This window comes from Larsenimonas salina (assembly GCF_023736155.1).
Taxonomy (GTDB): Bacteria; Pseudomonadota; Gammaproteobacteria; order Pseudomonadales; family Halomonadaceae; genus Larsenimonas; species Larsenimonas salina.
The window spans coordinates 526,776-551,156 of the sequence record NZ_JAMLJJ010000001.1 but is presented as its reverse complement, the minus strand read 5'-3'; the positions used below and the strand labels follow the sequence as shown (position 1 = coordinate 551,156).

At 60.3% G+C, this 24,381-nt stretch carries 26 protein-coding genes and 1 tRNA gene; 17 read left to right on the top strand and 10 right to left on the bottom strand.

What is annotated here, in order from left to right; genetic code table 11:
• Positions 1-196 precede the first annotated feature (196 nt).
• Positions 197-287: transfer RNA gene (locus tag NAT23_RS02635), tRNA-Ser, on the bottom strand.
• A gap of 157 nt (positions 288-444) precedes the next feature.
• Here NAT23_RS02635 and NAT23_RS02630 point away from each other — a divergent pair.
• The 6 genes from NAT23_RS02630 (at position 445) to NAT23_RS02605 (ending at position 3,177) form a co-directional block, all read left to right on the top strand.
• The gene (locus NAT23_RS02630) at positions 445-1,122 is read left to right on the top strand and encodes a Bax inhibitor-1/YccA family protein (RefSeq protein WP_251925231.1); all 678 of its coding nucleotides are present in this window, start codon (positions 445-447) and stop codon (positions 1,120-1,122) included.
• A 70-nt stretch (positions 1,123-1,192) separates the two neighbouring features.
• Positions 1,193-1,585: a sulfurtransferase complex subunit TusD gene (tusD, locus tag NAT23_RS02625; protein ID WP_251925229.1), complete on the top strand. Its 393-nt coding sequence runs from the start codon at positions 1,193-1,195 to the stop codon at positions 1,583-1,585.
• Complete coding sequence (gene tusC, locus NAT23_RS02620; protein ID WP_251925227.1) at positions 1,582-1,932, top strand: sulfurtransferase complex subunit TusC; 351 nt, start codon at positions 1,582-1,584, stop codon at positions 1,930-1,932. Before tusD ends, tusC begins: the two co-directional genes overlap by 4 nt.
• 3 nt (positions 1,933-1,935) lie before the next feature.
• Positions 1,936-2,226, top strand: a complete 291-nt coding sequence (tusB, locus tag NAT23_RS02615) for a sulfurtransferase complex subunit TusB (RefSeq protein ID WP_251925223.1) — start codon at positions 1,936-1,938, stop codon at positions 2,224-2,226.
• 1 nt (position 2,227) lies between these two features.
• The gene (locus tag NAT23_RS02610) at positions 2,228-2,578 is read left to right on the top strand and encodes a TusE/DsrC/DsvC family sulfur relay protein (RefSeq protein WP_251925220.1); all 351 of its coding nucleotides are present in this window, start codon (positions 2,228-2,230) and stop codon (positions 2,576-2,578) included.
• 8 nt (positions 2,579-2,586) lie between these two features.
• Positions 2,587-3,177 carry an ACP phosphodiesterase gene (locus tag NAT23_RS02605; protein ID WP_251925218.1) on the top strand — a complete coding sequence of 197 codons (591 nt, stop codon included), beginning with the start codon at positions 2,587-2,589 and terminating at the stop codon, positions 3,175-3,177.
• Between the two features lie 6 nt (positions 3,178-3,183).
• Here NAT23_RS02605 and NAT23_RS02600 read toward each other — a convergent pair whose 3' ends face one another.
• The 3 genes from NAT23_RS02600 to NAT23_RS02590 are packed head-to-tail and all read right to left on the bottom strand — an operon-like array spanning position 3,184 to position 5,205.
• Positions 3,184-4,374 carry a molybdopterin molybdotransferase MoeA gene (locus tag NAT23_RS02600; RefSeq protein WP_251925216.1) on the bottom strand — a complete coding sequence of 397 codons (1,191 nt, stop codon included), beginning with the start codon at positions 4,372-4,374 and terminating at the stop codon, positions 3,184-3,186.
• Positions 4,364-4,882: a molybdenum cofactor biosynthesis protein B gene (gene moaB, locus NAT23_RS02595; protein WP_251925214.1), complete on the bottom strand. Its 519-nt coding sequence runs from the start codon at positions 4,880-4,882 to the stop codon at positions 4,364-4,366. Before moaB ends, NAT23_RS02600 begins: the two co-directional genes overlap by 11 nt.
• A complete protein-coding gene (locus NAT23_RS02590) occupies positions 4,879-5,205 on the bottom strand; it encodes a DUF1244 domain-containing protein (protein WP_251925212.1) in 327 nt (108 codons plus the stop codon). Before NAT23_RS02590 ends, moaB begins: the two co-directional genes overlap by 4 nt.
• Before the next feature lie 305 nt (positions 5,206-5,510).
• On the opposite strand from NAT23_RS02590, the gene NAT23_RS02585 reads away from it, so the two are divergent.
• Entirely contained in the window at positions 5,511-6,911 is a 1,401-nt protein-coding gene (locus NAT23_RS02585) for an APC family permease (RefSeq protein ID WP_251925210.1), read from the top strand.
• 41 nt (positions 6,912-6,952) lie between these two features.
• On the opposite strand, the gene NAT23_RS02580 is transcribed toward NAT23_RS02585, so the two are convergent.
• Positions 6,953-7,888, bottom strand: a complete 936-nt coding sequence (locus tag NAT23_RS02580; protein WP_251925208.1) for a histone deacetylase family protein — start codon at positions 7,886-7,888, stop codon at positions 6,953-6,955.
• Between the two features lie 69 nt (positions 7,889-7,957).
• Between NAT23_RS02580 and NAT23_RS02575 the strand changes: the two genes are divergently transcribed.
• On the top strand, positions 7,958-10,645 hold the full coding sequence (locus NAT23_RS02575) for a bifunctional acetate--CoA ligase family protein/GNAT family N-acetyltransferase (RefSeq protein WP_251925206.1): 2,688 nt from the start codon (positions 7,958-7,960) through the stop codon (positions 10,643-10,645).
• Positions 10,646-10,687: 42 nt separating this feature from the next.
• On the opposite strand, the gene pdxH is transcribed toward NAT23_RS02575, so the two are convergent.
• The 3 genes from pdxH to wrbA are packed head-to-tail and all read right to left on the bottom strand — an operon-like array spanning position 10,688 to position 12,340.
• The gene (pdxH, locus tag NAT23_RS02570; RefSeq protein ID WP_251925204.1) at positions 10,688-11,335 is read right to left on the bottom strand and encodes a pyridoxamine 5'-phosphate oxidase; all 648 of its coding nucleotides are present in this window, start codon (positions 11,333-11,335) and stop codon (positions 10,688-10,690) included.
• Positions 11,336-11,375: 40 nt separating this feature from the next.
• The gene (locus NAT23_RS02565; protein WP_251925202.1) at positions 11,376-11,729 is read right to left on the bottom strand and encodes a DUF2069 domain-containing protein; all 354 of its coding nucleotides are present in this window, start codon (positions 11,727-11,729) and stop codon (positions 11,376-11,378) included.
• Positions 11,726-12,340: an NAD(P)H:quinone oxidoreductase gene (gene wrbA / locus NAT23_RS02560; protein ID WP_251590074.1), complete on the bottom strand. Its 615-nt coding sequence runs from the start codon at positions 12,338-12,340 to the stop codon at positions 11,726-11,728. The genes NAT23_RS02565 and wrbA overlap by 4 nt, the downstream gene beginning before the upstream one ends.
• Positions 12,341-12,431: 91 nt before the next feature.
• Between wrbA and NAT23_RS02555 the strand changes: the two genes are divergently transcribed.
• On the top strand, positions 12,432-13,685 hold the full coding sequence (locus tag NAT23_RS02555; protein WP_251925201.1) for a virulence factor BrkB family protein: 1,254 nt from the start codon (positions 12,432-12,434) through the stop codon (positions 13,683-13,685).
• Positions 13,686-13,741: 56 nt separating this feature from the next.
• Positions 13,742-14,338 (top strand): DNA endonuclease SmrA, encoded by a 597-nt coding sequence (smrA, locus tag NAT23_RS02550; protein ID WP_251590071.1) that lies wholly within the window; start codon positions 13,742-13,744, stop codon positions 14,336-14,338.
• A gap of 125 nt (positions 14,339-14,463) precedes the next feature.
• Here smrA and ygfZ read toward each other — a convergent pair whose 3' ends face one another.
• Complete coding sequence (gene ygfZ / locus NAT23_RS02545) at positions 14,464-15,375, bottom strand: CAF17-like 4Fe-4S cluster assembly/insertion protein YgfZ (protein WP_251925199.1); 912 nt, start codon at positions 15,373-15,375, stop codon at positions 14,464-14,466.
• 97 nt (positions 15,376-15,472) lie between these two features.
• On the opposite strand from ygfZ, the gene NAT23_RS02540 reads away from it, so the two are divergent.
• The 7 genes from NAT23_RS02540 (at position 15,473) to NAT23_RS02510 (ending at position 23,213) form a co-directional block, all read left to right on the top strand.
• Positions 15,473-15,667, top strand: a complete 195-nt coding sequence (locus tag NAT23_RS02540; RefSeq protein ID WP_251925197.1) for a heavy-metal-associated domain-containing protein — start codon at positions 15,473-15,475, stop codon at positions 15,665-15,667.
• Positions 15,668-15,699: 32 nt separating this feature from the next.
• Positions 15,700-16,107, top strand: coding sequence for an OsmC family protein (locus tag NAT23_RS02535; protein WP_251925195.1), 408 nt, complete (start codon positions 15,700-15,702; stop codon positions 16,105-16,107).
• A gap of 137 nt (positions 16,108-16,244) precedes the next feature.
• Positions 16,245-18,266, top strand: coding sequence for an excinuclease ABC subunit UvrB (gene uvrB / locus NAT23_RS02530; RefSeq protein WP_251925193.1), 2,022 nt, complete (start codon positions 16,245-16,247; stop codon positions 18,264-18,266).
• Positions 18,267-19,085: an endonuclease VIII gene (nei, locus tag NAT23_RS02525; protein WP_251925191.1), complete on the top strand. Its 819-nt coding sequence runs from the start codon at positions 18,267-18,269 to the stop codon at positions 19,083-19,085.
• A gap of 120 nt (positions 19,086-19,205) precedes the next feature.
• A complete protein-coding gene (locus NAT23_RS02520) occupies positions 19,206-20,714 on the top strand; it encodes a fumarate hydratase (RefSeq protein WP_251925189.1) in 1,509 nt (502 codons plus the stop codon).
• A gap of 117 nt (positions 20,715-20,831) precedes the next feature.
• Positions 20,832-22,253 (top strand): cardiolipin synthase, encoded by a 1,422-nt coding sequence (cls, locus tag NAT23_RS02515; protein ID WP_251925187.1) that lies wholly within the window; start codon positions 20,832-20,834, stop codon positions 22,251-22,253.
• Positions 22,254-22,286: 33 nt separating this feature from the next.
• A complete protein-coding gene (locus tag NAT23_RS02510; RefSeq protein ID WP_251925184.1) occupies positions 22,287-23,213 on the top strand; it encodes a LysR substrate-binding domain-containing protein in 927 nt (308 codons plus the stop codon).
• Positions 23,214-23,233: 20 nt separating this feature from the next.
• Here NAT23_RS02510 and NAT23_RS02505 read toward each other — a convergent pair whose 3' ends face one another.
• On the bottom strand, positions 23,234-24,319 hold the full coding sequence (locus tag NAT23_RS02505) for a bifunctional nicotinamide-nucleotide adenylyltransferase/Nudix hydroxylase (RefSeq protein ID WP_251925183.1): 1,086 nt from the start codon (positions 24,317-24,319) through the stop codon (positions 23,234-23,236).
• Between the last annotated feature and the right edge of the window lie 62 nt (positions 24,320-24,381).

The window sequence follows — 24,381 nt, the reverse complement described above, 5'->3', positions numbered from 1 at the left end:
TGGCGATGGCGACAAGTACTCAGGGGTGTAACCGTGCGCATAGCGATCATGACTTTCACTGACCTGCTTGCCAAGACGGACGGTCAACTTGAGCTGGGAGTCGACGATGTCCGTGAGCGGATACTCGGAAATAGAGCGGTCTAAAACGAGAACGCCCCGAATCGATGAAATCGATTCGGGGCGTCGGTAGTCAAGGTGGCGGAGGGACAGGGATTCGAACCCTGGAAGGGCTATAAACCCTTGCCGGTTTTCAAGACCGGTGCATTCAACCACTCTGCCATCCCTCCGGCTCACGGCTGCGTATACTACCAGTTGGTTTTAGATCGTCAAGTATGTTTTTTACGATCATAGACTTAACCAGTGTTGAACAGCGTGTTGCATGGTGTGAGAAGGCGTTGCATGCTGGTGACTATCACTTTCTCTGTCTCATTGGAGAGGCCTGTCATGAATGAGCGCTATCACGATGTCGCGTCGAACAGCCAGTCGAGGAGCGAGGTCGCTCCGGCGTACAAGGTTCTGCGCAACACCTACATGCTGTTGGCCCTGACACTTGGGGTCTCTGCCCTGACTGCCGGGCTTGCGATGTCGATGGGCGTGGCCCATCTCAACATCTTCGTTTTCTTCATCGGTGCCTACGGGCTGATGTTTCTGGTGCACAAACTCAAGAACTCATCTGCGGGGCTTCTGGCGATCTTCGCCTTTACCGGCTTCATGGGCTTTACGCTCGGTCCGGTGCTTTCGAGTTATCTAACGCTTGCCAACGGCGCACAGCTGATCATGACCGCGCTTGCGATGACGGCGATCACGTTTGTGGGGCTTTCCGCGGTGGTGCTGGTCACCAAAAAGGATTTCAGTTTCCTGGCCAACTTCCTCATGGCCGGCGCCATTGTGCTGGTGGTCGCGATGGTCGTTGCGATGCTGTTCAACATTTCCGGTCTGGCGCTCGCGGTATCAGCCGGTTTCGTGTTGTTTGCAAGCGCGATGATTCTTTATGAGACCAGCCAGATCATCCATGGGGGTGAGCAGAATTACATTCTGGCCACCCTGGGGTTATACTTGGCGATCTATAATCTGTTTGTCAGCCTGCTCTCGATTCTAGGCGTCGTTTCCGGCGACGATTGAGCATCGACGTGACAGCGGGATGCAAGTGCAGGGCCTTCGGGCCCTGCTTTTGTTTGTGAAGGAGTCTTTCTTGAAGTACACGCTGATCGTCTATGGCGCCCCCTACAGTAGCCAGGCCGCGCATTCGGCGCTTCGGTTTGCCCGTGCGCTGCCGGGGCTTGGGCATACGGTTGCCACCGTGTTCTTTTATCACGACGGTGTCTATAACGCCTCGACGCTCATCACACCGCCACAGGATGAGCCACATCTGAATCAGGCCTGGGCCGATCTCAAGACGACTCAGGGCTGTGAGCTGCTGGTGTGTGTGGCTGCTGCGCTGAAACGGGGTGTAATGAACGACGCCGAGGCTCGCCGCCACGGGGGCGAGGTGCATAATCTGGGCGAACCTTTTGAGCTGACAGGCGTCGGACAGCTACTGGCCTCGGCCCAATCCTCAGATCGCACGGTGACCTTTGCCCCATGACCGATAAAACATTGATTCTGATTCGTCATGCGCCGCACGGAACGAGCTTTGCGCGTGAAGGCATCGAAGCCGCATTGGTTGGTGGGGCGATGGGCATGGCGGTGGATATTGTGTTCGCCGGCGATGGCGTGTTCTGCCTGCTTCCGGACCAGAGCGCCGGGGCGCTGGGGCAAAAGGGCACGCTGCCAATGATCAAGGCGTTGCCGATGTATGACATCGAAACGATTTTCGTGGACCGCGTCGCACTGCAGCAACGGGGGCTCGAGGTGAGTGCGCTTGCCGTCGATGTCATTGAGTGCGAACTGGCGTCCGTGACCGCGTCGTATCGACAGATAGTGAGCTTTTGACCCATGACGTTGCATATTCTCAATCGCAGCGCGTTTTCAAGCGCGACGCCCGATGATGCCCTTCGTGCCGCTGTCCCGGGCGATGCGCTCGTCTTGGTCGAGGACGGTGTCTACTGCGCGCTTGATGCGCGGTGGTGCGCGTCACTGCCTCTTGACGTTGCGGTGTACGTACTGTCGGAGGATCTTGAGGCGCGAGGCCTTGGTGCGCGGACAGATGCTCGCGTGCAAACCGTGACGGTCGACGATTTTGTCGAGTTGACCGCCACCCATTCACAGTCGATCAGCTGGTTTTGACATGGGAACCCACCACGAGCTTTCAATCAACGTCGGCGAAGAGGTCATCGCGCTGGATCCAGAGGGGTATCTGGTTGAGCGCGGGCGCTGGACGCCCGAAGTGGCGAACGCCCTGGCCGAGCGCGAGGGCCGAACGCTTGAGCCCGCGCATCGGGAGGTGATCGAGGTCATCCGTAGCTTTTACGCGACCTACGAGCTCTCACCTGCGATGCGGCCGCTGGTCAAGGCGGTCGGTCAGGCGCTTGGGCCCGAGAAGGGCCGCTCGATCTATCTGATGCGGCTGTTTCCGGACAGTCCTGCCAAGGTCGCGGCGCGCCTAGCAGGGCTCCCCAAGCCCACCAACTGCCTGTAGGCCCTAAGGTGAACTTTCTGGGCCACGCGGTCATCGCTCATAGCGGGTCCGATGAGTACCTTTTGGGCAACCTGATCGCCGATGGCATCAAGGGACGTAATCTTTCCGCTTGGCCCGCAGACATTGCCCTTGGCATCCGGCGCCACCGCCAGCTCGATGAGTGGATCGATCACCACGCCGAGGTGCAGGCACTCAAAGCTTATGTACCGCGAGAGGTGCGCCGGGTCTCGGGCATCGGGTTCGATCTGGTTTGGGACCATTTCCTGTCGGTTCGCCTACTCGATCCAGAGACGCAGCACCCCGCGCTCGAGCGTGGCCTCATCGACCGAATCTATGAGGTTTTGTCTCTAAATGCGCACCTTATACCGGGCCGCATGGGGCCGCTGTGCGACGCCTTGATCAGACAGCGCTGGCTGGAGCGCTACGCCGACTATGGCTACACCTGCCAGAGCGTGCGCGCACTCGGCCATCGAATCCCGCGTCAGACGCCTCAGATGTATGCGCTGGGCGACTGGCTCGAGACCCATCCAATGCGTCTTGAAGCGGCGTTTGAAAGGCTTTGGCCGGACCTGGAGTCTCAGACCCGGCGGGTTGGCTAGGACGCGCTACGACCTGGGCAGCGTCAGGCAGTGGATGGGATCACCGGGAGTAATGACACTGTCTGGCTCGATGACCGCGAACGCCTCGGCCAGCGCGCAGGAGGTCAGCATCGAGGAATCCTGCGAGCCCGCAAGGTGGGCATCACCCTCGGCGTCGAGCGTTACGCGCATATAATGGCGGCGGCTGGCCGTTTTGGTCGAAAAAGCGGCTTTAGCGGTTCGGGCAGGTAACGACTCAAGCGTCGGGCAGGCCAGCAGTCGGCCGAGCAGCGGACGCAGAAACAGGTAACTGCCAACGAACCCGGACACTGGGTTGCCTGCAAGCCCCACCACCGAGGCGTGACCGATACGGCCTATCGTCAGCGGCTTGCCGGGCTTCATTGCCAGCCGCCACATCGTGAGCGTGCCCATTGATTCTATCGCGTGGCGGACGTGATCCTCCTCGCCGACCGAGACTCCACCGGCGGTCACCAGCACATCGGCGGTCGCCGCAGCCTCGCTGAGCGCCTGGCAGGTCGCCTCGAAGCAGTCGGGCAAGTGCGTGATCTTGACAATTTCCCCGCCAAATTCCTTGATCAATCCCGCCAGCTGATAACGGTTGCTGTTGTATATCTGGCCCGGCTGGATCGGTGTGCCCGGGAGAATGACCTCATCGCCACTGGTCAAGAGCGCGACGCGTGGGCGGCGTCGAACCCTTGGCTGGGCAATGCCCTGGCTTGCAAGTACTCCTAGAGTGGCAGGCGTCAGACGGGTTCCGGCGTAAAGCAGCACATTGTCTACGGCGACTTCACCGCCCTGAACGCGCACATTGTTTCCAGGGGTGACGGTATCTGGAAAACCGATGTGGCCGTTTTCATCGACTCGAACGTGTTCCTGCATGATCACGCTGTCGGCGCCCCTTGGGATCGGCGCGCCGGTGAAAATGCGCGCGCAGGTACCGGGGGCGAGTGGCGGTGGATGGGTGCCTGCCGGAATGCGCTGGGAAACGGCAAGTGTCTTGCCCTGGTCACGGCTATGAACGGCGTAGCCGTCCATGGCGCTGTTATCGAAGGGCGGCATGTCGTAGGCGGCGTGCACGTCCTCGGCGAGTACACGCCCCCCTGCGGCGTCCAGCGCGCACGGTTCGCTCTCAAGCGATGTAACACCCTCGAGCAGGGCCGCACGCGCGGCATCGACGCTGTGAAAGTCAGTGCCCATGTTGGCCGGCTCCCCGTTTGACCAGGTTGGCGAAGTTGCACGGCTGGTGGCGGCTGTCGAGCTGCTCCTGAATCAGTCCCTCCCAGCCGGTTCGGCACGCCCCGGTCGAGCCTGGCAGGGCAAAGATGACCGTGCGATTGGCAAAGCCCGCGATGCAGCGGCTTTGAATGGTGGAGCTGCCGATTTCCTGATAGGACAGGGCGCGAAACTGCTCACCAAAACCCGGGATTGCGTGATCAAACAGCGGCGTCAACGCATCGGGTGTGGTATCGCGCCCGGTAAAGCCGGTGCCGCCTGTGGTGATGATGACATCGATGTGGGCGGCCGCGATCCAGGCCGATACCTGTGCCCGAATCTGATAGATGTCGTCCGGCACGATCACGACCTCGGCGCAGCGATGGCCCGCGGCTTCGATGGCCTGGGCCAGGTAGTTGCCTGACTTGTCGGTATCAGGCGTTCGCGTGTCGGAAACCGTCAGCACGGCAATGGATAAAGGAAGAAAGGTCATTGGGTGTGCTCATCCTGTTTGGCCGCCTGGCGGGCCTTGAGCGCCTCGAGCTGCTCGGGGGTGGCCTCGGCTTGATACAGCGTTTTCCACTCGCTGTAGGGCATGCCATAGACGTGTTCACGGGCGGCTTCGTAGTCGAGCTCGACGCCCTGATTGGCGGCGGCGCTGACCAGCCACTTCGAGAGGCAGTTCCGGCAGAAGTCCGCCAGGATCATCAGGTCGATGTTTTGAACGTCCTTGTTGTCATCGAGGTGCTTGAGCAATGTGCGAAAGGCTTCGGCTTCGATGCGTTGCTGGGTTTGTTCGGGCAGCTGCGAGTACATGAGGGCTCCTTGCGGGAATTGGTGCACCAGCGTTGTCGACGGTTGCAGAGTCGATGAGGCAGTACGGGTTCGATAGGCCAGTGTAGCGCGCCCGCGCCGTTTTCGAATCTCTTGCGTGTCTCTTGCATGTTTTGGGGGTGAGGCGTTTTATTTAATTTACATAAAAGGGATTTTTTTGGTCTAAGCCCGTATTTTTTGTTGCTTAGTGATTTTAATGGTCATTATATTGAACGCTTGAAACCTTCGGATGCGCTATCCCTTCAATAACAATGCAGCGCATGCTCGACACAATAACGGAGTCAACAATGTCGTCTACCAATTCTTCAGACGCACTCGTTCGAGTGCTGGCGCGCAAGGACGTGCTTGCACTGGCGTTCGGGGCCATGATCGGCTGGGGCTGGATCGTGCTGACCGGCAAATTCATTGTCAATGCCGGCAGCATGGGCGCGGTCGTTGCGTTTCTGATCGGCGGGACTGCGGTCATTCTTGTCGGACTGACCTACGCAGAGCTTGCCGCCGCCATGCCCAAGGTGGGCGGTGAACATGTCTACAGCTATCGGGCGCTGGGGCATTTCGCCTCGTTCATCTGCACCTGGAGCATCGTGCTTGGCTACCTCAGCGTGGTCGCGTTCGAAGCCGTTGCACTGCCCACGGTCGTTGAGAGTCTCTTTCCAAACTACGCCGTCGGTCACTTATGGACGCTTGCCGGCTGGGACGTTAAGTTCACCTGGGTTCTGGTGGGCGTGATTGGCTCCCTTGTCATGATGGTGATCAACTACGTGGGCGTGACTATGGCCGCACTCATTCAAAGGCTGGTCACGCTTCTGATTCTGGTGGTGGGTGTGTTGTTCATTACCGGGGCGCTGTTTACCGGCGAAACCACCACGCTTCAACCGCTGTTTTCCGATGGCGCCGGCGGCATCATGACGGTGATGATCATGGTGCCGTTTCTGTTCGTTGGCTTTGACGTCATCCCTCAGGCCGCTGAAGAGATCAATCTGCCGTATCGCGATATTGGCCGGGTGCTGATGTTGTCCGTGGTGCTGGCGGTGGTCTGGTACGCACTGATCGTCTTTGGTACTTCGCTGATGCTGCCGGCCTCACAGCTCGGCGGCGATGTGCTGGCGGTGCCGGCAGCCATGGAGGCGGTCTTCGACGCGCCCTGGGCGTCCAAGCTGATGATCCTTGCGGGCATGGCCGGCATCATCACCAGCTGGAACGCGTTCTATATCGGGGGGTCACGGGCCATTTACGCGCTGGCGCATGCCGGCATGCTGCCAGGCTTTCTCGCCAAGCTGCATCCGAAGTACAAGACGCCGACCAACGCCATCTTGCTGATCGGTATCATTTCGAGCCTGGCGCCACTGATGGGGCGCCCTGCCATGGTGTGGCTGGTGGACGCAGGCGGCCTTGGCATCGTGATTGCCTATCTGTTCGTCGCGCTGTCGTTTCTGGTGCTGCGCGCCAGGGAACCCGAGATGCCACGCCCGTTCCGTGTGCCTCAGGGCATGCTGGTGGGTGTCATTGCGGTGGCCCTGTCCATCGGCATGGCCGGGCTTTATCTGCCCTTCAGCCCTGCGGCGTTGACCGGTGTCGAGTGGCTGGTGTTTGGGGGCTGGATGCTGCTTGGGCTTTTGATGTACGCCTGGGCGCTGGCTCGCTACGGCAAGGACTACGCCAAAAAGATGATGACGCACGAATACTGATCGTCTAACGCGCCGGGCACGCTGAGACACGCCCGGCGGCGTCAGCGCAGGCCCTCGCCGAGCCCGGCGAGGGCCTGTACATGGGCCTCGACCGAGGGCCCGAGACTCTCCAGATGATACCCGCCTTCCAGCACCGACAGCAGTCGGCCATCGCTGAACCTGGCCGCGATGTCCAGGCACTGTTGCGTAAGCGTCCTGAAGTCCTGCGTCTCGAAATCGAGATCCGTCATGCCGTCCTTCCTGTGGCCATCAAAGCCTGCACTCATGATCACAAGCTCTGGCCGGTGGCGCTCGATGGCGTGGCGGCAGTCGGCTTCGAAACGCAGGCTGGCCTCGCGCCCGGTGGTGTGCGGCGCAAGTGCCATATTGATTGAGTTCGATGGCGGCGGGGTGCTTGATGCAGGGTAAATCCCCTGTTGATACATCGAGCAGATCAGTACCCGCGGGTCGTTGCCTAGAATGTCCAGCGTGCCGTTGCACTGGTGGGCATCGATGTCCACGATCAGGATGCGCTTGAGACCCCAGTGGGTGATCGCGTAGCGCGCGGCGATGGCGGCGTTATTGATCAGACAAAACCCCATGCCGCGCTGGTGCTCGGCGTGATGGCCCGGTGGGCGAATGGCGCAGAACACGTTGTCTGCCTGCTGGCGGCACAGCTGATTGACGCCCTTGACCACGGCACCCGCGGCAATGCGGGCCGCTTGCCAGCTGTCCTTGGTGACAAAGGTCTCATCGTCGAGAGCGATCGGGGCATCATCTGGAGTGGCGTCGCTCAAAAAGCCCAGATAGCCTGCATCATGGGCGAGCAGCAAGTGCTCGGGTTTGGCGGCGCGGGCATCGAAATGCTGCAGGTGTTGGGATACCCCATGACGTGCCAGTTGACGCTCGATGGCGTTGAGCCGTCGGGGGTGGTCGGGGTGCCATGGCGCCACCATATGGCGGCGACAGAAACTCGGGGCGATCAGTGCGGTTATCATGGGTCTTCCTTCATCAGGTAACGCCCGAGCGATGAACGCGCGCAGCGCAAGGCAGCGAACGAGGGAATCATGCAGGAAAATGGCTTGGGGCTTCAATTCGTCGAACGGTTTTTCCAGCCACGATCAATTCTGATCGTACTCGATGGCAAGCATCTTGACCTTGCGCGCACGGTGCTTGCCAACCTGGGTGAAGGCGGGTTTCGAGGGCGCCTTGGCGTATACGGCCTTGATGATTCGGCCAGTGAGGTGACCATGAAGGGCCTCGAGCGGGTGCCGGAGCTCAAGGCGTTGTCGCCGCCGCCGGATCTGATTCTCTTTGTCTGTCGGGTCGAGTGCATACCGGAGCCGTTGACCACGCTCGCCGAGCGAGGCTGCTCGGCGGCATTGATCATGACGGGGGGCGCTCATTGGAGCGAGAGCCCGGCTTCTGAGCCGGACTCGCTTCGTTCCCGGCTCGGTGCGATCGTCACCCGTTTTGGTCTTCGCATCATGGGGCCTGAGTGCGCAGGCATCCTCTCGACGCAGCATAATCTCAATGCGTCCTGCACCAGCACCGCGATTGCCCGAGGGCGGCTTGCCTACCTGGGTCAGTCGGGTATGGTCGGTCACGCCCTGATCGACTGGGCCGCTGAGCGGGGCATCGGCTTTTCGCACATGGTGGCCCTCGGCGACAGCATCGATGTGACGCTGCCCGACGTGCTGGATTATCTGAATCTGAGCGGCGGCTACCGGGCGCTGGTCATGCATCTCGAGCGCACCGACCTCGCCCGTAACAGCGTGGCGCCGGGGCTCTCCCGGCGTGACCAGGTGCTTGACGCCGCCCTCGAGCGCGCGGGCGTGCTGCGCGTGAACGCCTCCGATGAGCTGATCGATGCGCTCGAGACGTTGACGCGTGTGCAGTCGATGCCGGGGGACCGGGTCGCGTTCGTGGCCAATGGGCTGGGGCTGTCGTTCATGGCAATGGACGCCTTGATCGCCCAGGGCGGCACTCTGGCGTCCCTGTCAGACGCCACGCGTGATGCCCTGACGTCGCAGGCGCTGGACGTCAGCGTGCGCGGAGACAACCCGGTCGATGTCGGGAGTCTGGCGACCCCTGAGGTGTTCGAACGGGCGGTGCGTCTAGTGGGCGCCGACCCGAACGTGGATGTGGTGATCACCATTCACGCCCCGACCCGCATGGCGCCGGCCGATGAGGTGGCCCGGCGGGTGGTGGCAAGCAGGGAGGCCGTGCGGGGCGTTCTGATGAGCTGCTGGATGGGGCTCAAGACCGCCCGCGAGGCGCGCCTTCAGTGCCAGCGGGCCGGTATCGCGCATTATCGTTCGCCGGAAAAGGCGGTGGATGGCGTGATGCTGATGGTGCGCTATCGCAAGGCGCAGCATCTTCTGCGTCTGACACCGCCCAATGCGGAGCTTGTTGGCCGCGATCACCGCAGGGAAAACGCCCAGCGCCTCATTCGAGAGGCGTTTGAACGGCAGCGCCGGGCGTTGACGCATCAGGAGTGCGGTGAGGTACTCGATGCCTATGGGGTTAGCCTCGGCCGCGTGCATTATCTACAAGCGACGCACTCGGAGCCGGTGTTGCCTGCGTTTGCACCGCCCTGGCAGATGCAGGCCGTGCATGAACAGGCGTGCATGCCGTTTTCGGTGCCGGACACCGCTGAGCGTGTGCTGCGCCGTCTTACAACGCCGATCGCCCTGCAGGAGGCGTTCGCCGAACTCAAGGCACGGTTCGAGGCCCGTGACACGCCGCTTTATAGCGTGTGCGTGCGCCCTGAACGCTCAGATGTCGCAAGCGTTGGGTTGAGCGTCGGTATTACTCGAGACCCGGTGTTTGGTCCGGTCGTGTTCATCGGTCGGGCGGGACATCCGCTTGATGAGGCCGAGGACCGCCATGTGGCTCTGCCGCCGCTCAATCGCGAACTGGCCCACACCCTGATCGATCAGACGTCTGCACACCATCTCCTGACCGAGCAGCTGGGATCAACGGCCTGGCGGGAGCGGCTGGCCCGGCTTCTGGTGACGCTTTCGACGCTTGCAACCGATGTTCCCACGCTCGCGCTTTTGAACATCAGCCCCCTGCGAGTGAGCGCGACGGAGGTCTGGGCCGAAGACTATCGGTTGAGCGTGGGGGCGCCTGCGCGGTTTGCGATCATGCCGTACCCCGATCAGTGGGTGAACGAGGAGCTTCTTTCAGAGGGTGATTCGATCACGATCCGGCCGATTCGGGAATCGGACGCAGCGCTGATTACCGAGTTTCATCGCCATCTTTCTGCCAGGAGCATCCGATTTCGGTATTTTCGCGACAAGCCGGAGCTGTCGCAGGAGGCGTTGGCGCGTCTTGCCCAGCTCAATTACGACCGCCAGATGGCGTTTGTTGCACTGGAGCGCGCCCCCAGGGGGGTGGCGTCATCAAGCGAGGCGCTTGGTGAGTCGGTCACGATGCTTGGCGTGGCTCGCGTCTGGAACGACCCGGATAACGTGCGTACCGAGTTCTCGATCATTATTCGCGATGACATGCAGGGGCGAGGCCTGGGGCGGCGTTTGATGACGCGATTGATCGACTACAGCCGTCACGTCGGCACGCTTGAGATGTATGGAAAGATTGCACCGGACAACCGGGCGATGCGCGCACTGGTAAAAGCCCTTGGCTTTACCACCCGTCTTGATATGGAAGAGGGTGTGGTGACCGCGCGACTTGCGCTGAATGAGCCTGCCACGGCCTGGCAGCGCCAGCGTCTGGCCCAGACCGACCCATAAGGGGCGGCCCGGGCCACGGCGTCAGGTCAACCTGGTTTCAGGTCAAGGGGCGAGGTGGGTCTTGTCCCACTGGGCAGTTTCTGAAAGGCGGCGAAACCGCAGCCGATCGTGCAGGCGGTTGGGTTGGCCCTGCCAGAACTCGATCATGTGCGGCTTGATCCGATAGCCACCCCAGTGCGCGGGGCGCTCGACGGGCACGTTGTCGAACGCGCTTTCAAACCGCGCCTGACGTTCTTCGAGCCAGCGGCGCCCCGGAATCTCGACACTTTGCTGCGACACCCAGGCGCCAAGCTGACTGTCACGCGGTCGGCTTTCGAAGTAGCGGTCGGAAAGCGCCTTTTCAACCTGCTCGACGTGGCCCTCGACGCGGACCTGGCGCTGAAGCGTGGGCCACCAGAAGACGATGGCCGCCACGGGGTTGCCGGCCAGTTCGCTGCCCTTGTGGCTTTGGTAGTTGGTGTAGAACACGAAGCCCTGCTCATCGAAGCCCTTAAGCAGCACGATACGCGCGTGCGGCATCTGGTTGTTATCAACCGTTGCAAGCGTCATGGCGTTGGCGTCGTCTTTCTCGGTGTCGACAGCGGCCGAGAGCCACTCCGAAAAGAGCGGAAAGGGGCTTGCCGGGGTCGAGTCAAAGGCAAGGCTTGCGCCGGCATAGTCCCGTCTTAGCTGGGCAATGTCCTGATTCATGCAGGGGTCCTCGAGTCTTGGTACGGCGCAGCGCCATTGGCTACGCTTGTTCGTTGGCGACGTTTTGCTTCGATTTCAGGCGCTGGGCCTGGTTGACCGAGGTGATCAACAGGGCGAGTGCGGCGAGGATCTCAACCACCGACCAAGGCCACTGACCGTCGGCTTCGATCATCAATGCGCTTTGAACGCCGTAGATGATGCTGACAAAGGCCAGCCAGATGAACCCGCGGGTCCGTGGCATCCAGAAAACCGTGCCCAAAAGCACCAGCGGCAGCAGACGGATGGCCAGTGGCGCAATTTCCATCTGGTGTGTGGCGACCAGCCAGATGGCGTTGGCGACGGCCACGGCAAGCAGGGCCACATAGGAAAGAATGCAGCTTTTCATCGTATTCATGTCGGTGACTCGTGTTGGGTGAGCGTGCGTGCCAGGGCACCGAGCCGCTGGCCCTGAGCATAGGCGATGGCATGTTCGTTGGCGTCGACCTCAAGGGCGTTGCTTTCGCCGCTGACGTGGCTTGCGCCATAAGGGGTGCCGCCCTGGGTCGTCTCGAAAAGCGCGGTAACGCTGTAGGGGACGCCGGTGATGATCATGCCGTGATGAAGCAGTGGTGTCATCATGCTGGTCAGCGTGGTTTCCTGACCGCCGTGAAGACTTGCCGTCGAGGTGAAGACCGCGGCGGGTTTGTCGACCAGCGCACCGGTCATCCAGAGCTCGCTGGTGCCATCGAGAAAATGCTTCAATGCCGACGCCATGTTGCCAAAGCGCGTCGGGCTACCAAGGGCCAGGCCCGCGCAGTCGCGAAGATCATCAAGGGTCGCGTAGACGGCGCCGGACTCAGGGATTTCGGGAGAGGTGGCCTCACAGGTCGGCGAGACCGACGGGACGGTTCGAAGGCGTGCGTCTACGCCCGAGATGGATTCGATGCCGGACGCCACCGCTTCGGCCAGTTGACGGGTTTTTCCGTTGCGCGAATAGTACAAGACAAGAAGGTAAGGCGTGGTCATGGGGTATCCCGTTGGTAAAAGGGCTCAAGTGTGAAAAGGCTCGAGGAAACGAGCGTTTGGCGCATTATTTAAGCATCAAGGAGGTATTGTAGTGCGGCGTCAGCGAGAGTCACAACGCCCCTTCATGGGCCCGAAGCGGCTCAGGGCGCTCAAGGAGGTGCGACACCTCTTCACGCGGTTTGCACGCCACGATGGGCTTCGAACCGCGGGCGCATTGACCTACACCACGCTTTTTGCCGTGGTGCCGTTGACCACGGTGCTTTACGCCATGCTCTCGGCGGTACCGGCCTTTCAGGGCGTGGGAGACCAGCTCCAGACCTACGTGTTCCAGCAGTTTCTGCCGGCCACCGGCGAGGTGGTGATCGATAAGCTCAACCAGTTCTCGCATCAGGCGCAGCAGTTGACCGGCGTGGGAATCGGGGTGCTGTTCGTGACCTCGATCATGATGATGTACACCATCGAGCACGCATTCAATCAGATCTGGCAGGTGTCGACCCATCGCCGCGGCATCGCAAGCTTCGTGATCTACTGGACCGTATTGACGCTTGGCCCCTTGTTGATTGGCTCGGGGTTTGCGCTCTCATCCTACCTGGCCTCGCTTCGAATATTTGATACTGCGGCGTTCCTGTTCGGGGGGCGTGATCTCATACTGATGCTGATGCCGCTTTTTTTGAGCGTACTGGCGTTTTTCTTTGTCTACATGGCGGTGCCGAGTACGCGCGTGCGTGTGCGCGACGCGCTGATTGGCGCAGTCTCCGTTGCGGTGTCGTTCGAGCTTGCCAAGTACGGTTTTTCGGTCTTTGTGAGCCACTTCCCGTCCTATCAGATCATCTATGGCGCCTTTGCCGCCGTTCCCCTTTTTCTGATCTGGGTCTATCTGTGCTGGGCAATCGTGTTGCTCGGGGCGGAACTCACCGCGTATCTGGGGGAGTCGCACCGGGCCGATTGGCGGCACTGGTCGTCGTTCTGGCAGAGCATCGGGCTTCTTTACAAGCTCGACAAGCAGCGCGCGCTTGGCGGCGAGCTGTCGCTCAGGCAGGTGCGCCGGCTGGTCGGTGGGCATTATCGGTCGTTGATGGCGCCGCTGGTGGAGCAGCGCTGGGTCGTGCAGGGAATCCAGGGGGGGTGGGTCCTTGCGCGCAGCCTGGACGAACTGCCGTTATGCGATATCCTGATGCATATCGGGTGGCAGCCAAGCGATGAGTACGCCGCCCCCGATGCGCGTTTCAAGCCGATCCAACACGCGCTTGACGCGCTGACGATGCAGCGTCGCATTGCGACGAACCGGGCACTTCGAGACTACATCGACGAGGGGCAGTCCGGTCGGCCGTCAACCGACGATTAGGGCGCCTCTCATCGATGACGCAAGGTCATTTCAGCCAACGCATGAGGGCAGTGACGATGGAACGCGATTACGACCGAGATGAAGCGCTTTTTGCCAAGGAGATGGCCGACGTTACCCCGTTGAAACCGTCGAATACGGTGGTGTCGTTCAAGCGTGACCCGCAATTGACCGACGCCCAGCGCGCACGTCGCGCCCAGGCCCAGAAAGAAGAGGAGGCCACCAATTTTCTTTCCGATGAGTTCGTGGATCTGCTGCCCGTCAACGACCCGTTCGAGTTCAGGCGAGACGGCATTCAAACCGGTGTGATCGACAAGCTGCGTCAAGGCGGCTATCGCATCGATGCTCAGATCAATGTGGCCAGGCAGCCGCTCAGAGACGTTCGTCGCGACGTATTTGCGTTTATCAGAGAAGCCTACGCTCATGAGCTGAGAACGCTCTTGATCGTGCATGGGCGAGGCAAGCGCGACGACAGCCACGCCAACATCGTTCGGTCCTACGTGACCAAATGGCTTCAGCAGTTTGACGAAGTTCAGGCGTTTTCCACCGCTCAGCCGCGTAACGGCGGGTTGGGCGCGACCTATGTGGCGCTCAAGAAGTCGGCGTCTGCCAGTCAGCGCAACAGAGAACGCCATCAGCGCCGACACGCCCCCTGAGCGCTATAGCGCCTCAAACCTCCAACCCCTTATCCATAAAAAAAGCAGGTCATCATTGACCTGCTTTTTTGTGAGCTCATTCACATTTTTTGTGAGGTCATACACATAGACCTGTCACCCACCGATCAGCCCGCGGCCAGCGTCTCGGGGTCCACGCGCTCAAGCGTGTATGGCAACGGCGCGAGCGTCAGCGCGGTACGGCTTTCATCGTGATAGACCGTGGCATCGAGGGCGCTGACGTTGACCACGGCAAGAAGCTCGGTGGTCGTGTCGCTTTCCGCCGCGACCATCACGGAACCGACGCGCTTGCCATCCTCGGTGCTCAGTTGATCGTTTGAGGCGAGCGCAAGCCCACGTGGGCCGGAAAGATGCACCAACCGTTTCTTGACCTGGCCGCGGTAGTGGGCTCGTGCGACCACTTCCTGGCCTGTGTAGCAGCCCTTCTTGAAACTGATGCCGCCCAGAGCTTCCCAGTTGAGCATCTGAGGCAGCCACTGCTCGCTTTGTTCGCCATCAAGAAAAAAGAGTCCGGCATCGACGTCCTCGAGCCGCCAGGCAGCGTCCGATGCGGTCTCAAGGGCGTCATCGCGGGTTGTGGCAATACGTAGAAAGCGGGCATGTTCGCCGGGATGACGAAGCCACACGATGTCGTCGTGTTGCTGCATCTGAAAGGGCAGATCCGGCAGCGGGTGGCCAACATCGCCTGGTGCGATGAGTTTTTGCACTTGAAGATCACTGCGCAGGGTCAGTTCGGTCTTATAGAACGCGGCGAATTTTTTCAAATGTGTCATCACCGTGTCGGCAAGGCCTGCATCAAGTAGAAGCCAGAACCGATGTTCCCCCACGGCAATAATCTGGCCGTTGGCGATCATGCGGCCTTTCGGGGTGCAAAACGCGATCAACGGCGCGAAGGGCGGCCTTACGAGGTCGATGGCCGCAGAGCTTTGGCCCTGAAGCAGGGTCGCGCTGCCGGGGCCATCAAGCTCCACGATAGCAAAGGGTGCGTCCGGCACGGAGGTGGACGTCGGGTCGGTCATTGCAGGACTCCAAACTCGTCGTAAGCTGCGAGAATTCGCGGGGTTTGTTAGGTTGTATGGGGTTTTTTCAAATCGATATCAAGAAGGAGCGTACACGATGTCCCTATTCTATACCCTCGAGGGCCTCAATAATGTCGACGATGTGAACAAGGCGACCAACGCCTTGATGATGCTTGATGGCGTTCAAAGTGCAGAAGTCGGTCTACACTTTGCCCACATCGAGGGGCGTACGTCCCTTGAAAAGGTTCAAAAGGCACTGGCGCCGCTTGGATTCAAGGCGCGCCAGGGCTGATGCGATACACGTGAGACGCTCAGGGAGATGCAATGAGTATTTTGATCGAGACCGAACGCCAGGGGCAGCTTCGACAGCGGGTACAGGTCGATCAGTTCGACACCCTGTTTGGCGATGTGGCGGAAGCGGCAGGCGGCGAGGGCAGTGCGCCGGACCCGCATGATTACTTCGATCTGTCGCTGGGGCTTTGTAAGGCGATTACGGTGATGATGTACGCCAAGCGTCATGATCTGGCGCTCGAGGGTGTCTCCATGAACGTCTCACGTAACTCAGACGATGAAGATAATGGCCACTACGCGCTTCATGTCCGGCTTTCCTTGATTGGCCACTTGAGCCCGGAAGAGAAGACCACGCTTCATGACATCGCCGATCAATGCCCGGTTCATAAGCTCATGACCGAATCGACCGTCACGATCACGACCGAGGCCCATGTGGGGTGAATGGGGTCAATGCATCGGGCCTTTCGTCATGATGGGTCATCGTTATGACAGGTCGTCGCGACAGGCCCTTGAATCCTTGAGAGGGTGACTATATATACAGTGGTGTTCAGGTCACGCCATTGTACCCAGGGGGCAGTATGGAAAAGCGGTTTCAGATCGCATCGAAGTATCAACCGGCCGGCGATCAGCCAACCGCCATTGCCTCACTGGTCGAAGGGCTCGAGGCGGGCCTTGCGTATCAGACCCTTTTGGGCGTGACCGGGTCCGGCAAGACCTTCACGATGGCAAACGTGGTCGAGAAGGTTCAGCGCCCAACCATCGTGATGGCGCCGAACAAGACGCTGGCGGCCCAGCTCTATGGTGAGTTCAAATCCTTCTTTCCGGATAATGCCGTCGAGTACTTCGTTTCCTACTACGACTACTACCAGCCCGAAGCCTACGTGCCGTCCTCCGATACCTTTATCGAGAAGGACGCTTCGATCAACGATCACATCGAACAGATGCGCCTCTCGGCGACAAAAGCCCTGCTGGAGCGTCGTGATGCGCTGATCGTGGTGTCGGTCTCCGCCATCTATGGTCTTGGTGACCCGGACCAGTACCTGAAGATGCGTCTTCATTTCACCCGGGGCGAGCAGATCGATCAGCGTCGCTTTCTAAGGCGGCTGGCGGAGCTTCAGTACACCCGCAACGACATGGACTTCCGCCGAGGCACCTACCGTGTCCGGGGAGACGTGATCGATATCTTCCCGGCCGATTCCGACGAGCAGGCGGTGCGCGTCGAGCTGTTTGATGACGAGATCGATACCATCAGCCTGTTTGATTCGCTGACCGGGGAGGTCTCGGGCAAGGTGCCGCGGATGACGATCTACCCGAAGACCCACTACGTCACGCCCCGAGAAACCATTCTGGAAGCGGTGGAGTCGATCAAGGGCGAGCTGACCGAGCGGCTCGAGTACCTGAGAAATCACGACAAGCTCGTCGAGGCCCAGCGGCTCGAACAGCGCTCGCTCTATGACATCGAAATGATGCTGGAGCTTGGGTACTGCAACGGCATCGAAAACTACTCGCGTTACCTGTCCGGGCGTGAGCCGGGCCACGCGCCTCCGACGTTCTTCGATTATCTGCCCAAGGACGCGCTGGTGTTCATCGACGAATCCCACGTAAGCGTACCTCAGGTGGGCGGCATGTACCGCGGCGACCGCTCGCGCAAGGAAACGCTGGTGGAATACGGATTTCGACTGCCATCGGCACTTGATAACCGCCCGATGCAGTTCGAGGAGTGGGAGAAGATCCTGCCCCAGGCCGTGTTTGTGTCGGCAACGCCTGGTCCGTACGAGGAAGAGCACGCCGATCAGGTGGTCGAACAGGTGGTCAGGCCCACGGGGCTTTTGGACCCGGAAATCGAAGTACGGCCTGCCACCACTCAGGTCGATGATCTGCTGTCCGAGATCAGGGTGCGCGTCGAGGTAGGCGAGCGGGTGCTGGTCACGACGCTTACCAAGCGCATGGCTGAAGATTTAACCGATTATCTCAATGAGCACGACATTCGCGTGCGCTATCTGCACTCGGACATCGACACCGTGGAGCGTGTCGAGATCATTCGCGACCTGCGCCTTGGCAAGTTCGACGTGCTGGTGGGCATCAACCTGCTGCGCGAGGGCCTCGATATCCCTGAGGTGTCGCTGGTGGCCATTCTCGACGCCGACAAGGAAGGGTTTTTGCGCGCCGAACGCTCGCTGATCCAGACCATCGGACGTGCGGCGCGTAACGCCCACGGCAAGGCGATTCTGTACGGGGACAAGATCACCAACTCCATGCAGCGCGCCATGGATGAAACCGGGCGCCGGCGGGCCAAGCAGATCGAGCACAACGAGCGCCATGGCATCGTGCCCGAAACCATTACCAAAAGCGTGGCCGACATCATGGAAGGCGCGCAGACACCGGGCAAGAAGGGTGGCCGACGCAAGGGTGGAGAAGAGAGTCGAGCGCCCGACACGCTCGAGGACATCAAGTCGATGAACGCCCAAGAGATTACCAAGCGGCTTCGAACGCTCGAGGACGAAATGTACAAGGCGGCCCAGAACCTCGAGTTCGAAAACGCCGCCAAGCTGCGCGATCAGGTGAACGCCTTGAACGAGCGCATGATCGAGTTGAAGTAGATGCCCGAAGGTCCGGAAATACGCCGCGTTGCCGACCGGCTCGGGCGCGTTCTAATTGAGCGCCCACTCGAGCGGGTCTGGTTCGCGTTCGAATCGCTTGCAGAGTACGCCCCGACGCTTTGCAACGCGCGCGTTCGCGCGGTCGACAGCTGGGGCAAGGCGCTGTTGATCCGATTCGACAATGGCCAGGTGCTCTACAGCCATAACCAGCTCTACGGGGTATGGCGCATCAGTCGCAAGGCGCGGATGCCGTCCACCAAACGCATTCTTCGCGTTGAACTTGTGACCGACACCCACGCCGCCAGGCTCTACAGTGCCTCGGATATTTCCCTCTGGCACGAAGACACGCTCGGGGATCATCCCTTCTTGAGCCGTCTGGGCCCGGATCTTCTGACGCATCAGGTCAGCTCGAATTGGCTCGATGCGCGACTTAAAAGCTCACGTTTCAAGAAACGCAATCTGGGCGGCCTGTTGCTTGATCAGTCGCTGGTGGCCGGCATCGGCAATTACCTGCGTTCCGAGATTCTTTTCTATGCGGGACTTTTGCCCAGGCGCCGCCCGGCCGATCTCTCTGATGCCGAGCTCGCGCGTCTTGCAACGTGCATGCTCGAGTGTACGCAGGGCGCTTACCGTGAGGCTGGAGTAACCAATCGGCCCGAATGGCGGGCGCCGCTGATTGAGGCCGGTCATTCTCGCGCCCTCTGGCGCCACGCCGTATTCAACCGCGAAGGACGCCGCTGTTTTCACTGCGACAGTCTGATTGAAAAGCGAACGATTGCCTCCAGGCGCCTGTACCTTTGCCCTATCTGCCAGCAGTAATTATACCGTTATATTTTGATGTGCTAAAAGTGGACTGCGAGAAAGTGGCGCATTGGATATAATCGTTGACCGTGATCAGGCCCGTATGGCCACTAAAACGAAAACGATGAGGAGTGCCCCTTGACGACCGTAATCCGTCAGGACGATGTCATCCAGAGCGTCGCCGATGCCTTGCAATACATTTCCTACTATCACCCCAAGGATTTCATTCAGGCGATGAGCGAGGCGCACGCCCGTGAAGAAAATCCGGCGGCCAGGGACGCCATCGCCCAGATTCTGATCAATTCGCGCATGTGCGCGACCGGGCACCGCCCGATCTGTCAGGACACCGGCATCGTCACCGTCTTCGTGCACGTAGGCATGAATGTACAGTGGGACGCCGAGATGAGCCTGGACGATATGGTCAATGAGGGCGTCAGACGGGCCTATCTGAATCCGGATAACGTCCTTCGGGCGTCGGTATTGGCAGACCCCGACGGCAAGCGAGCGAACACCAAGGACAACACTCCGGCGATCATTCACCACAAGCTGGTGCCTGGTGATACGGTCGAGATTCATGTGGCTGCGAAGGGCGGGGGCAGTGAGGCCAAGTCGAAGTTTGCCATGCTGAATCCATCCGACAGCGTAGTGGACTGGGTGCTCGAGCAGATTCCGAAGATGGGCGCGGGCTGGTGCCCACCCGGCATGCTCGGCATCGGCATTGGTGGCACGGCCGAGAAGGCGATGCAACTTGCCAAGGAATCGCTGCTTGATCCGATCGATATTCAGGATTTAAAGGCGCGCGGTGCAGCCAATCGCGGCGAGGAAATTCGCCTTGAGCTCTTTGACAAGGTCAATGCGACGGGCGTGGGTGCCCAGGGCCTTGGTGGCCTGACCACGGTGCTCGACATCAAGGTCAAGGACTATCCGACCCATGCGGCCAACAAGCCGGTTGCGATCATCCCCAACTGCGCCGCGACCCGGCACGTGCATTTCACCCTCGATGGCACCGGCGCTGCGTCACTGCCGGCCCCCTCGATCGATGACTGGCCGGACATCACCTGGGAAGCGGGTGAAGGCGTCAAGCGCGTCAATCTCGATACGATCACGGCCGAGGACATTCAGAGCTGGCAGCCTGGCGACACCCTGTTGCTGTCCGGCAAGCTTCTGACCGGGCGCGACGCGGCGCACAAGCGCATGGTCGATATGCTCTCTCGCGGCGAATCACTGCCGGTGGATCTCAAGGGACGCTTTATCTATTACGTCGGCCCGGTCGACCCGGTCGGTGACGAGGTTGTTGGGCCGGCAGGGCCGACCACCGCCACGCGCATGGACAAGTTCACCCGGACCATGCTCGAGCAGACCGGCCTTGCCGGTATGGTCGGCAAGGCCGAACGCGGCACCGCTGCCATCGAAGCCATTCGGGACAACAAGGCCGCCTATCTGATGGCCGTCGGTGGGGCGGCGTATCTGGTGGCCCAGGCAATCAAGCAGTCACGCGTTGTTGCCTTTGAGGATCTTGGGATGGAGGCGATCTACGAGTTCGAGATCGAGGACATGCCGGTCACGGTGGCCGTCGATGCCAATGGCGAGTCCGTCCATCAAACGGGCCCGGCCAAATGGCGTGAAATCATTGCCGAGCGCGTTTAAACCGCTCTTACGATGCGTGCCCTTTTCGGGCACGCTCGTGTATTGTTGCAGACAGAACACGCAGCCAGGCCAGGGAGTTTCCTGGCTTTTTTCATTGAGCCATGGATGGGGAGTGCGATGACCGCGATTCTCGGTGGCGTGATCATCATCATCATGCACGTGCTCGGCACACTCTCGGCCCTTATGGCCTTGATGTCGAGCCGCACGTCCCAGGGCGCGATCGCCTGGATCATTTCGCTTCTGACCTTTCCCTATCTGGCCTTGCCGGCGTACTGGATCTTCGGCCGCCCTCGATTCTACGGCTACGTTTCCGCGCGAGAAGAGCGGGATTCCACGTTGCGTCAGGTATTGACCCGCTTTCGGCGTGATCTCGAGCCCTGCTTTTCAAAGCCGGAGGAATCCTCGGCCCGGCTGATCGCGGTTGAGCGTCTGGCCATGATCCCCATGTCTCGAGGCAACAAGGCGGCGCTGTTGATCGATGGGGAAGCCACATTTCAAAGCTTGTTCGAGGGGCTTCGCCACGCTCAGTACTACGTTCTGGTCCAGTTTTTCATCGTGCGTGACGACCGGGTCGGCCAGGCCCTGAAACAGGCCATGATCGACTGCGCCCATAGAGATGTCCGGGTGTGCTTTCTCTACGATGAAATTGGCAGTCGCAAATTGCCGGACGCGTATCTGGTCGAGCTGCAGGAGGCAGGCGTCGAGGTCTCGGCGTTTGGCTCTTCTCGGGGCTGGCGTCATCGCTTTCAGGTCAATTTCCGCAACCACCGCAAGATCACCATCGTCGATGGCATTCAAGGGTGGGTCGGGGGCCTGAACGTCGGTGAGGAGTACCGCTATCAGAGCGAACGCTACGGCCACTGGCGCGATACACACTTGAAGCTCGAAGGGCCTGCGGTGCTTGGCCTTCAAGAGGCGTTCTGGGAAGACTGGCACTGGGCGACCGGCAATATCCTTTCACTGAATTGGCAGGCGCAGCTGACCGAGGCCGATCAGCACGTGGTGATCGTTCCCTCAGGCCCTGCCGATCATCAGGAAACCGCCAGTTTGATGGTGCAACAGGCCATTCACGGCGCCCGTGAGCGCTTTTGGGTGGCGACCCCGTATTTCGTGCCGGATCAGGGAGTACGAGATGCGCTCAAGCTTGCCGCACTGAGAGGCATCGATGTTCGCGTGCTGTTGCCCGAGCATCCTGATCACTTGCTGGTGTTTTTGTCCGCGTTTTCATTCCTGCCGGACATGATTGCTGCGGGTGTGAAAATATACCGTTATCAGCCGGGGTTTTTACATCAGAAAGTGTTTTTAATCGATCAGGAATGCGCCGCAGTCGGTACGGTCAACCTTGATAATCGCTCGTTCAGGCTCAACTTCGAGGTCACGGCGTACATTCCTTCACCGGTATTCGCAGCCCAGGTCGAAACCATGCTGCTTGAAGACTTCAAGGCCAGCCGGCCGGTATCGATCGAGGAAATTCAGTCACGCCCGTTCTGGCGAAAGATGCTGTCGAGGGCGGCGTATCTTGCAGCACCCATTCAATAGCCCTGGCGGGAACGCGTTAATTGGGGAATCCGTGTGAATCTGGAAACAAAGTGGCTAGAAGATTTCGTGGCACTTGCCAACACCCGCAGCTTCTCGGCGTCGGCGCGCCAGCGCCACGTTACCCAGCCCGCGTTCAGTAGACGCATCCGCTCGCTGGAGCAGGCGGTCGGGGCGCAGCTGGTTGATCGCTCGACCACACCGGTCAATTTGACCCCGGAAGGGCAGCTGTTCGTGATTACCGCGCGCAACATGGTTGAACAGCTCAGCGAGTGCCTTGGGCACCTGCGGGGGCTCGAGATGGCCAACGAAGCGCTCGATATCGTCGCGGCACACTCACTGGCGCTCGGGTTTTATCCCAAATGGATCTCGCGGTTGCAAAAGGGGGTGGGCGAACTACCCACGCGGTTGATCGCGATGAACGTTGGGGATGCGCTGCACGTACTTCGAGAGGGCAACTGCGATCTGATGCTTGCCTACCACGACCCGTACGCGACCATGCAGCTTGATAGCGAGGCCTTTCCTTCCTTCTCGGTTGCGAAGGTCAAGATGGTGCCGGTGTCGATTCCTGACGCCAGCGGGGCGCCCAAGTTCAACTTCAGCGGCAGCGAGGCTGTCCCGTTTCTAAGCTACACCCAGGGCGCCTTTCTGGGGCGAAGCGTGCGGATGCTATTGAAAAATGACCCACTTCGCATGCGCCTTAAAACGGTGTATGAGACCGCCATGGCCGAGGGGCTCAAGGGCATGGCGCTCGAGGGCGCAGGGGTCGCCTGGATTCCTGAATTCTGCATTCGGGAAGAGCTTCTGTCACAACGGCTGGTACGCGCCGGCGGTGAGCAGTGGGATATCCCGCTTGAAATTCGACTTTATCGCTGTTCACTGGTGCATAAGCCCGGGGTCGAGCGGCTCTGGCGCCGCATGCAGAAACTTCCCCGGGATTTTCTCGAAACCAAGCCTGCCTGATTTCAAGCCGAAAAGCCCCCCTAGTTTCCGGGTGAAGAGTCGGCGCGAAATCCGGCCGGCAGGCCGAGAAAACTTTGTATGATGAAAAAATGATCCTCGAACAGCTGCTCCGGGTCGAGCTCGGCTAAAGGCAGCCAGGTGGCGCGATGGCCGGATTGCCCGGTGCGTACGTCAGGCAGGCGCTGCTCGGGGCGAAGTGCAAAGTAGAACGCCTGGGCAAGGGTTCGGCCGCGCCAGCTTCGATGCGGCTCATCGAACAGCCGCTGGGCGCGTAATGAGCCTTTCAACACTGGCAGAGGCACCTTGAGCCGCACGCGTTCGCGGAGCTCTCGAAGACAGGCGTCTTCGAGGCGCTCGTGGTTTTGTACGAAGCCGCCCGGCAGCGCGTAAAGGCCTTCGCCGGGTGCCGAGCGTCGCTCGACCAGAAGCACATGGCCGGATTGAACGACCACGGCATTGACCGTCACGAACAGGGGCGGATAGGGCGCATCACGCCACGCCGATTGATACGCCTCGAGCAGCAGGTGCTCCTGATGAAGCGCCTGCCAGGCTGGCGTGCTTAGAAACGCCTCGATGGCATTGGCAACGGGTGCTTCAAGCGTACGGTCAGCGGCGGTGTCGAGAAACGCCATGGCACTTTCCATACTCTTGAAAAGAGGGGCGCGTATGGCTTCCGAAGTGACTCCGTCGACCGGCATGACGCTGCTTGATTGCCACTGGGGAAACAGGGTCAGGAAGTAGTTCGACTGAGATTGCTGCGCGCCGATCAGGGCGACGTTTGGCAACTTTTGCGACGTTGCCCGCGTAAGCTCTCGGACTTTCTGCTGAACATCGCGCACCCATACATCGTCGTTGTAGAGCGCATCAAGCAGCGGCACCAGCTCAAGTCGTGCGTTGTCCTCATCACTGAAGCAGGCTCGAATCATTTGGCTTCGCTCATCGAACGTCCAGGGGTTTCGAAGCGAGCGAGCCTGCCAGGCCGAGCCGACCAGCACGATCACCTGATGTGCCTTGGCAAGCGCCTGATGAATGACTTCGAGGTGGCCACGATGTGGCGGTTGGAAGCGGCCGATAAAAACGAGGCAGTCGAAGTCCTTGTCTGACATGGGTACTCTCTTGGGCGTGAACGCACGCATTATCGCAACTATGGCGTGGGACGCAATTCAAT

What these genes read in the sequence shown, in the direction of transcription:
- NAT23_RS02630 (WP_251925231.1), top strand. Translation starts at nt 445, where the DNA reads ATGAATGAGCGCTATCACGATGTCGCGTCGAACAGCCAGTCGAGGAGC.
- tusC (WP_251925227.1), top strand. Translation starts at nt 1,582, where the DNA reads ATGACCGATAAAACATTGATTCTGATTCGTCATGCGCCGCACGGAACG.
- tusB (WP_251925223.1), top strand. Translation starts at nt 1,936, where the DNA reads ATGACGTTGCATATTCTCAATCGCAGCGCGTTTTCAAGCGCGACGCCC.
- NAT23_RS02610 (WP_251925220.1), top strand. Translation starts at nt 2,228, where the DNA reads ATGGGAACCCACCACGAGCTTTCAATCAACGTCGGCGAAGAGGTCATC.
- NAT23_RS02600 (WP_251925216.1), bottom strand. Translation starts at nt 4,374, where the DNA reads ATGGGCACTGACTTTCACAGCGTCGATGCCGCGCGTGCGGCCCTGCTC.
- moaB (WP_251925214.1), bottom strand. Translation starts at nt 4,882, where the DNA reads ATGACCTTTCTTCCTTTATCCATTGCCGTGCTGACGGTTTCCGACACG.
- NAT23_RS02590 (WP_251925212.1), bottom strand. Translation starts at nt 5,205, where the DNA reads ATGTACTCGCAGCTGCCCGAACAAACCCAGCAACGCATCGAAGCCGAA.
- NAT23_RS02585 (WP_251925210.1), top strand. Translation starts at nt 5,511, where the DNA reads ATGTCGTCTACCAATTCTTCAGACGCACTCGTTCGAGTGCTGGCGCGC.
- NAT23_RS02580 (WP_251925208.1), bottom strand. Translation starts at nt 7,888, where the DNA reads ATGATAACCGCACTGATCGCCCCGAGTTTCTGTCGCCGCCATATGGTG.
- NAT23_RS02575 (WP_251925206.1), top strand. Translation starts at nt 7,958, where the DNA reads ATGCAGGAAAATGGCTTGGGGCTTCAATTCGTCGAACGGTTTTTCCAG.
- pdxH (WP_251925204.1), bottom strand. Translation starts at nt 11,335, where the DNA reads ATGAATCAGGACATTGCCCAGCTAAGACGGGACTATGCCGGCGCAAGC.
- NAT23_RS02565 (WP_251925202.1), bottom strand. Translation starts at nt 11,729, where the DNA reads ATGAATACGATGAAAAGCTGCATTCTTTCCTATGTGGCCCTGCTTGCC.
- wrbA (WP_251590074.1), bottom strand. Translation starts at nt 12,340, where the DNA reads ATGACCACGCCTTACCTTCTTGTCTTGTACTATTCGCGCAACGGAAAA.
- smrA (WP_251590071.1), top strand. Translation starts at nt 13,742, where the DNA reads ATGGAACGCGATTACGACCGAGATGAAGCGCTTTTTGCCAAGGAGATG.
- ygfZ (WP_251925199.1), bottom strand. Translation starts at nt 15,375, where the DNA reads ATGACCGACCCGACGTCCACCTCCGTGCCGGACGCACCCTTTGCTATC.
- NAT23_RS02540 (WP_251925197.1), top strand. Translation starts at nt 15,473, where the DNA reads ATGTCCCTATTCTATACCCTCGAGGGCCTCAATAATGTCGACGATGTG.
- NAT23_RS02535 (WP_251925195.1), top strand. Translation starts at nt 15,700, where the DNA reads ATGAGTATTTTGATCGAGACCGAACGCCAGGGGCAGCTTCGACAGCGG.
- uvrB (WP_251925193.1), top strand. Translation starts at nt 16,245, where the DNA reads ATGGAAAAGCGGTTTCAGATCGCATCGAAGTATCAACCGGCCGGCGAT.
- nei (WP_251925191.1), top strand. Translation starts at nt 18,267, where the DNA reads ATGCCCGAAGGTCCGGAAATACGCCGCGTTGCCGACCGGCTCGGGCGC.
- cls (WP_251925187.1), top strand. Translation starts at nt 20,832, where the DNA reads ATGACCGCGATTCTCGGTGGCGTGATCATCATCATCATGCACGTGCTC.
- NAT23_RS02505 (WP_251925183.1), bottom strand. Translation starts at nt 24,319, where the DNA reads ATGTCAGACAAGGACTTCGACTGCCTCGTTTTTATCGGCCGCTTCCAA.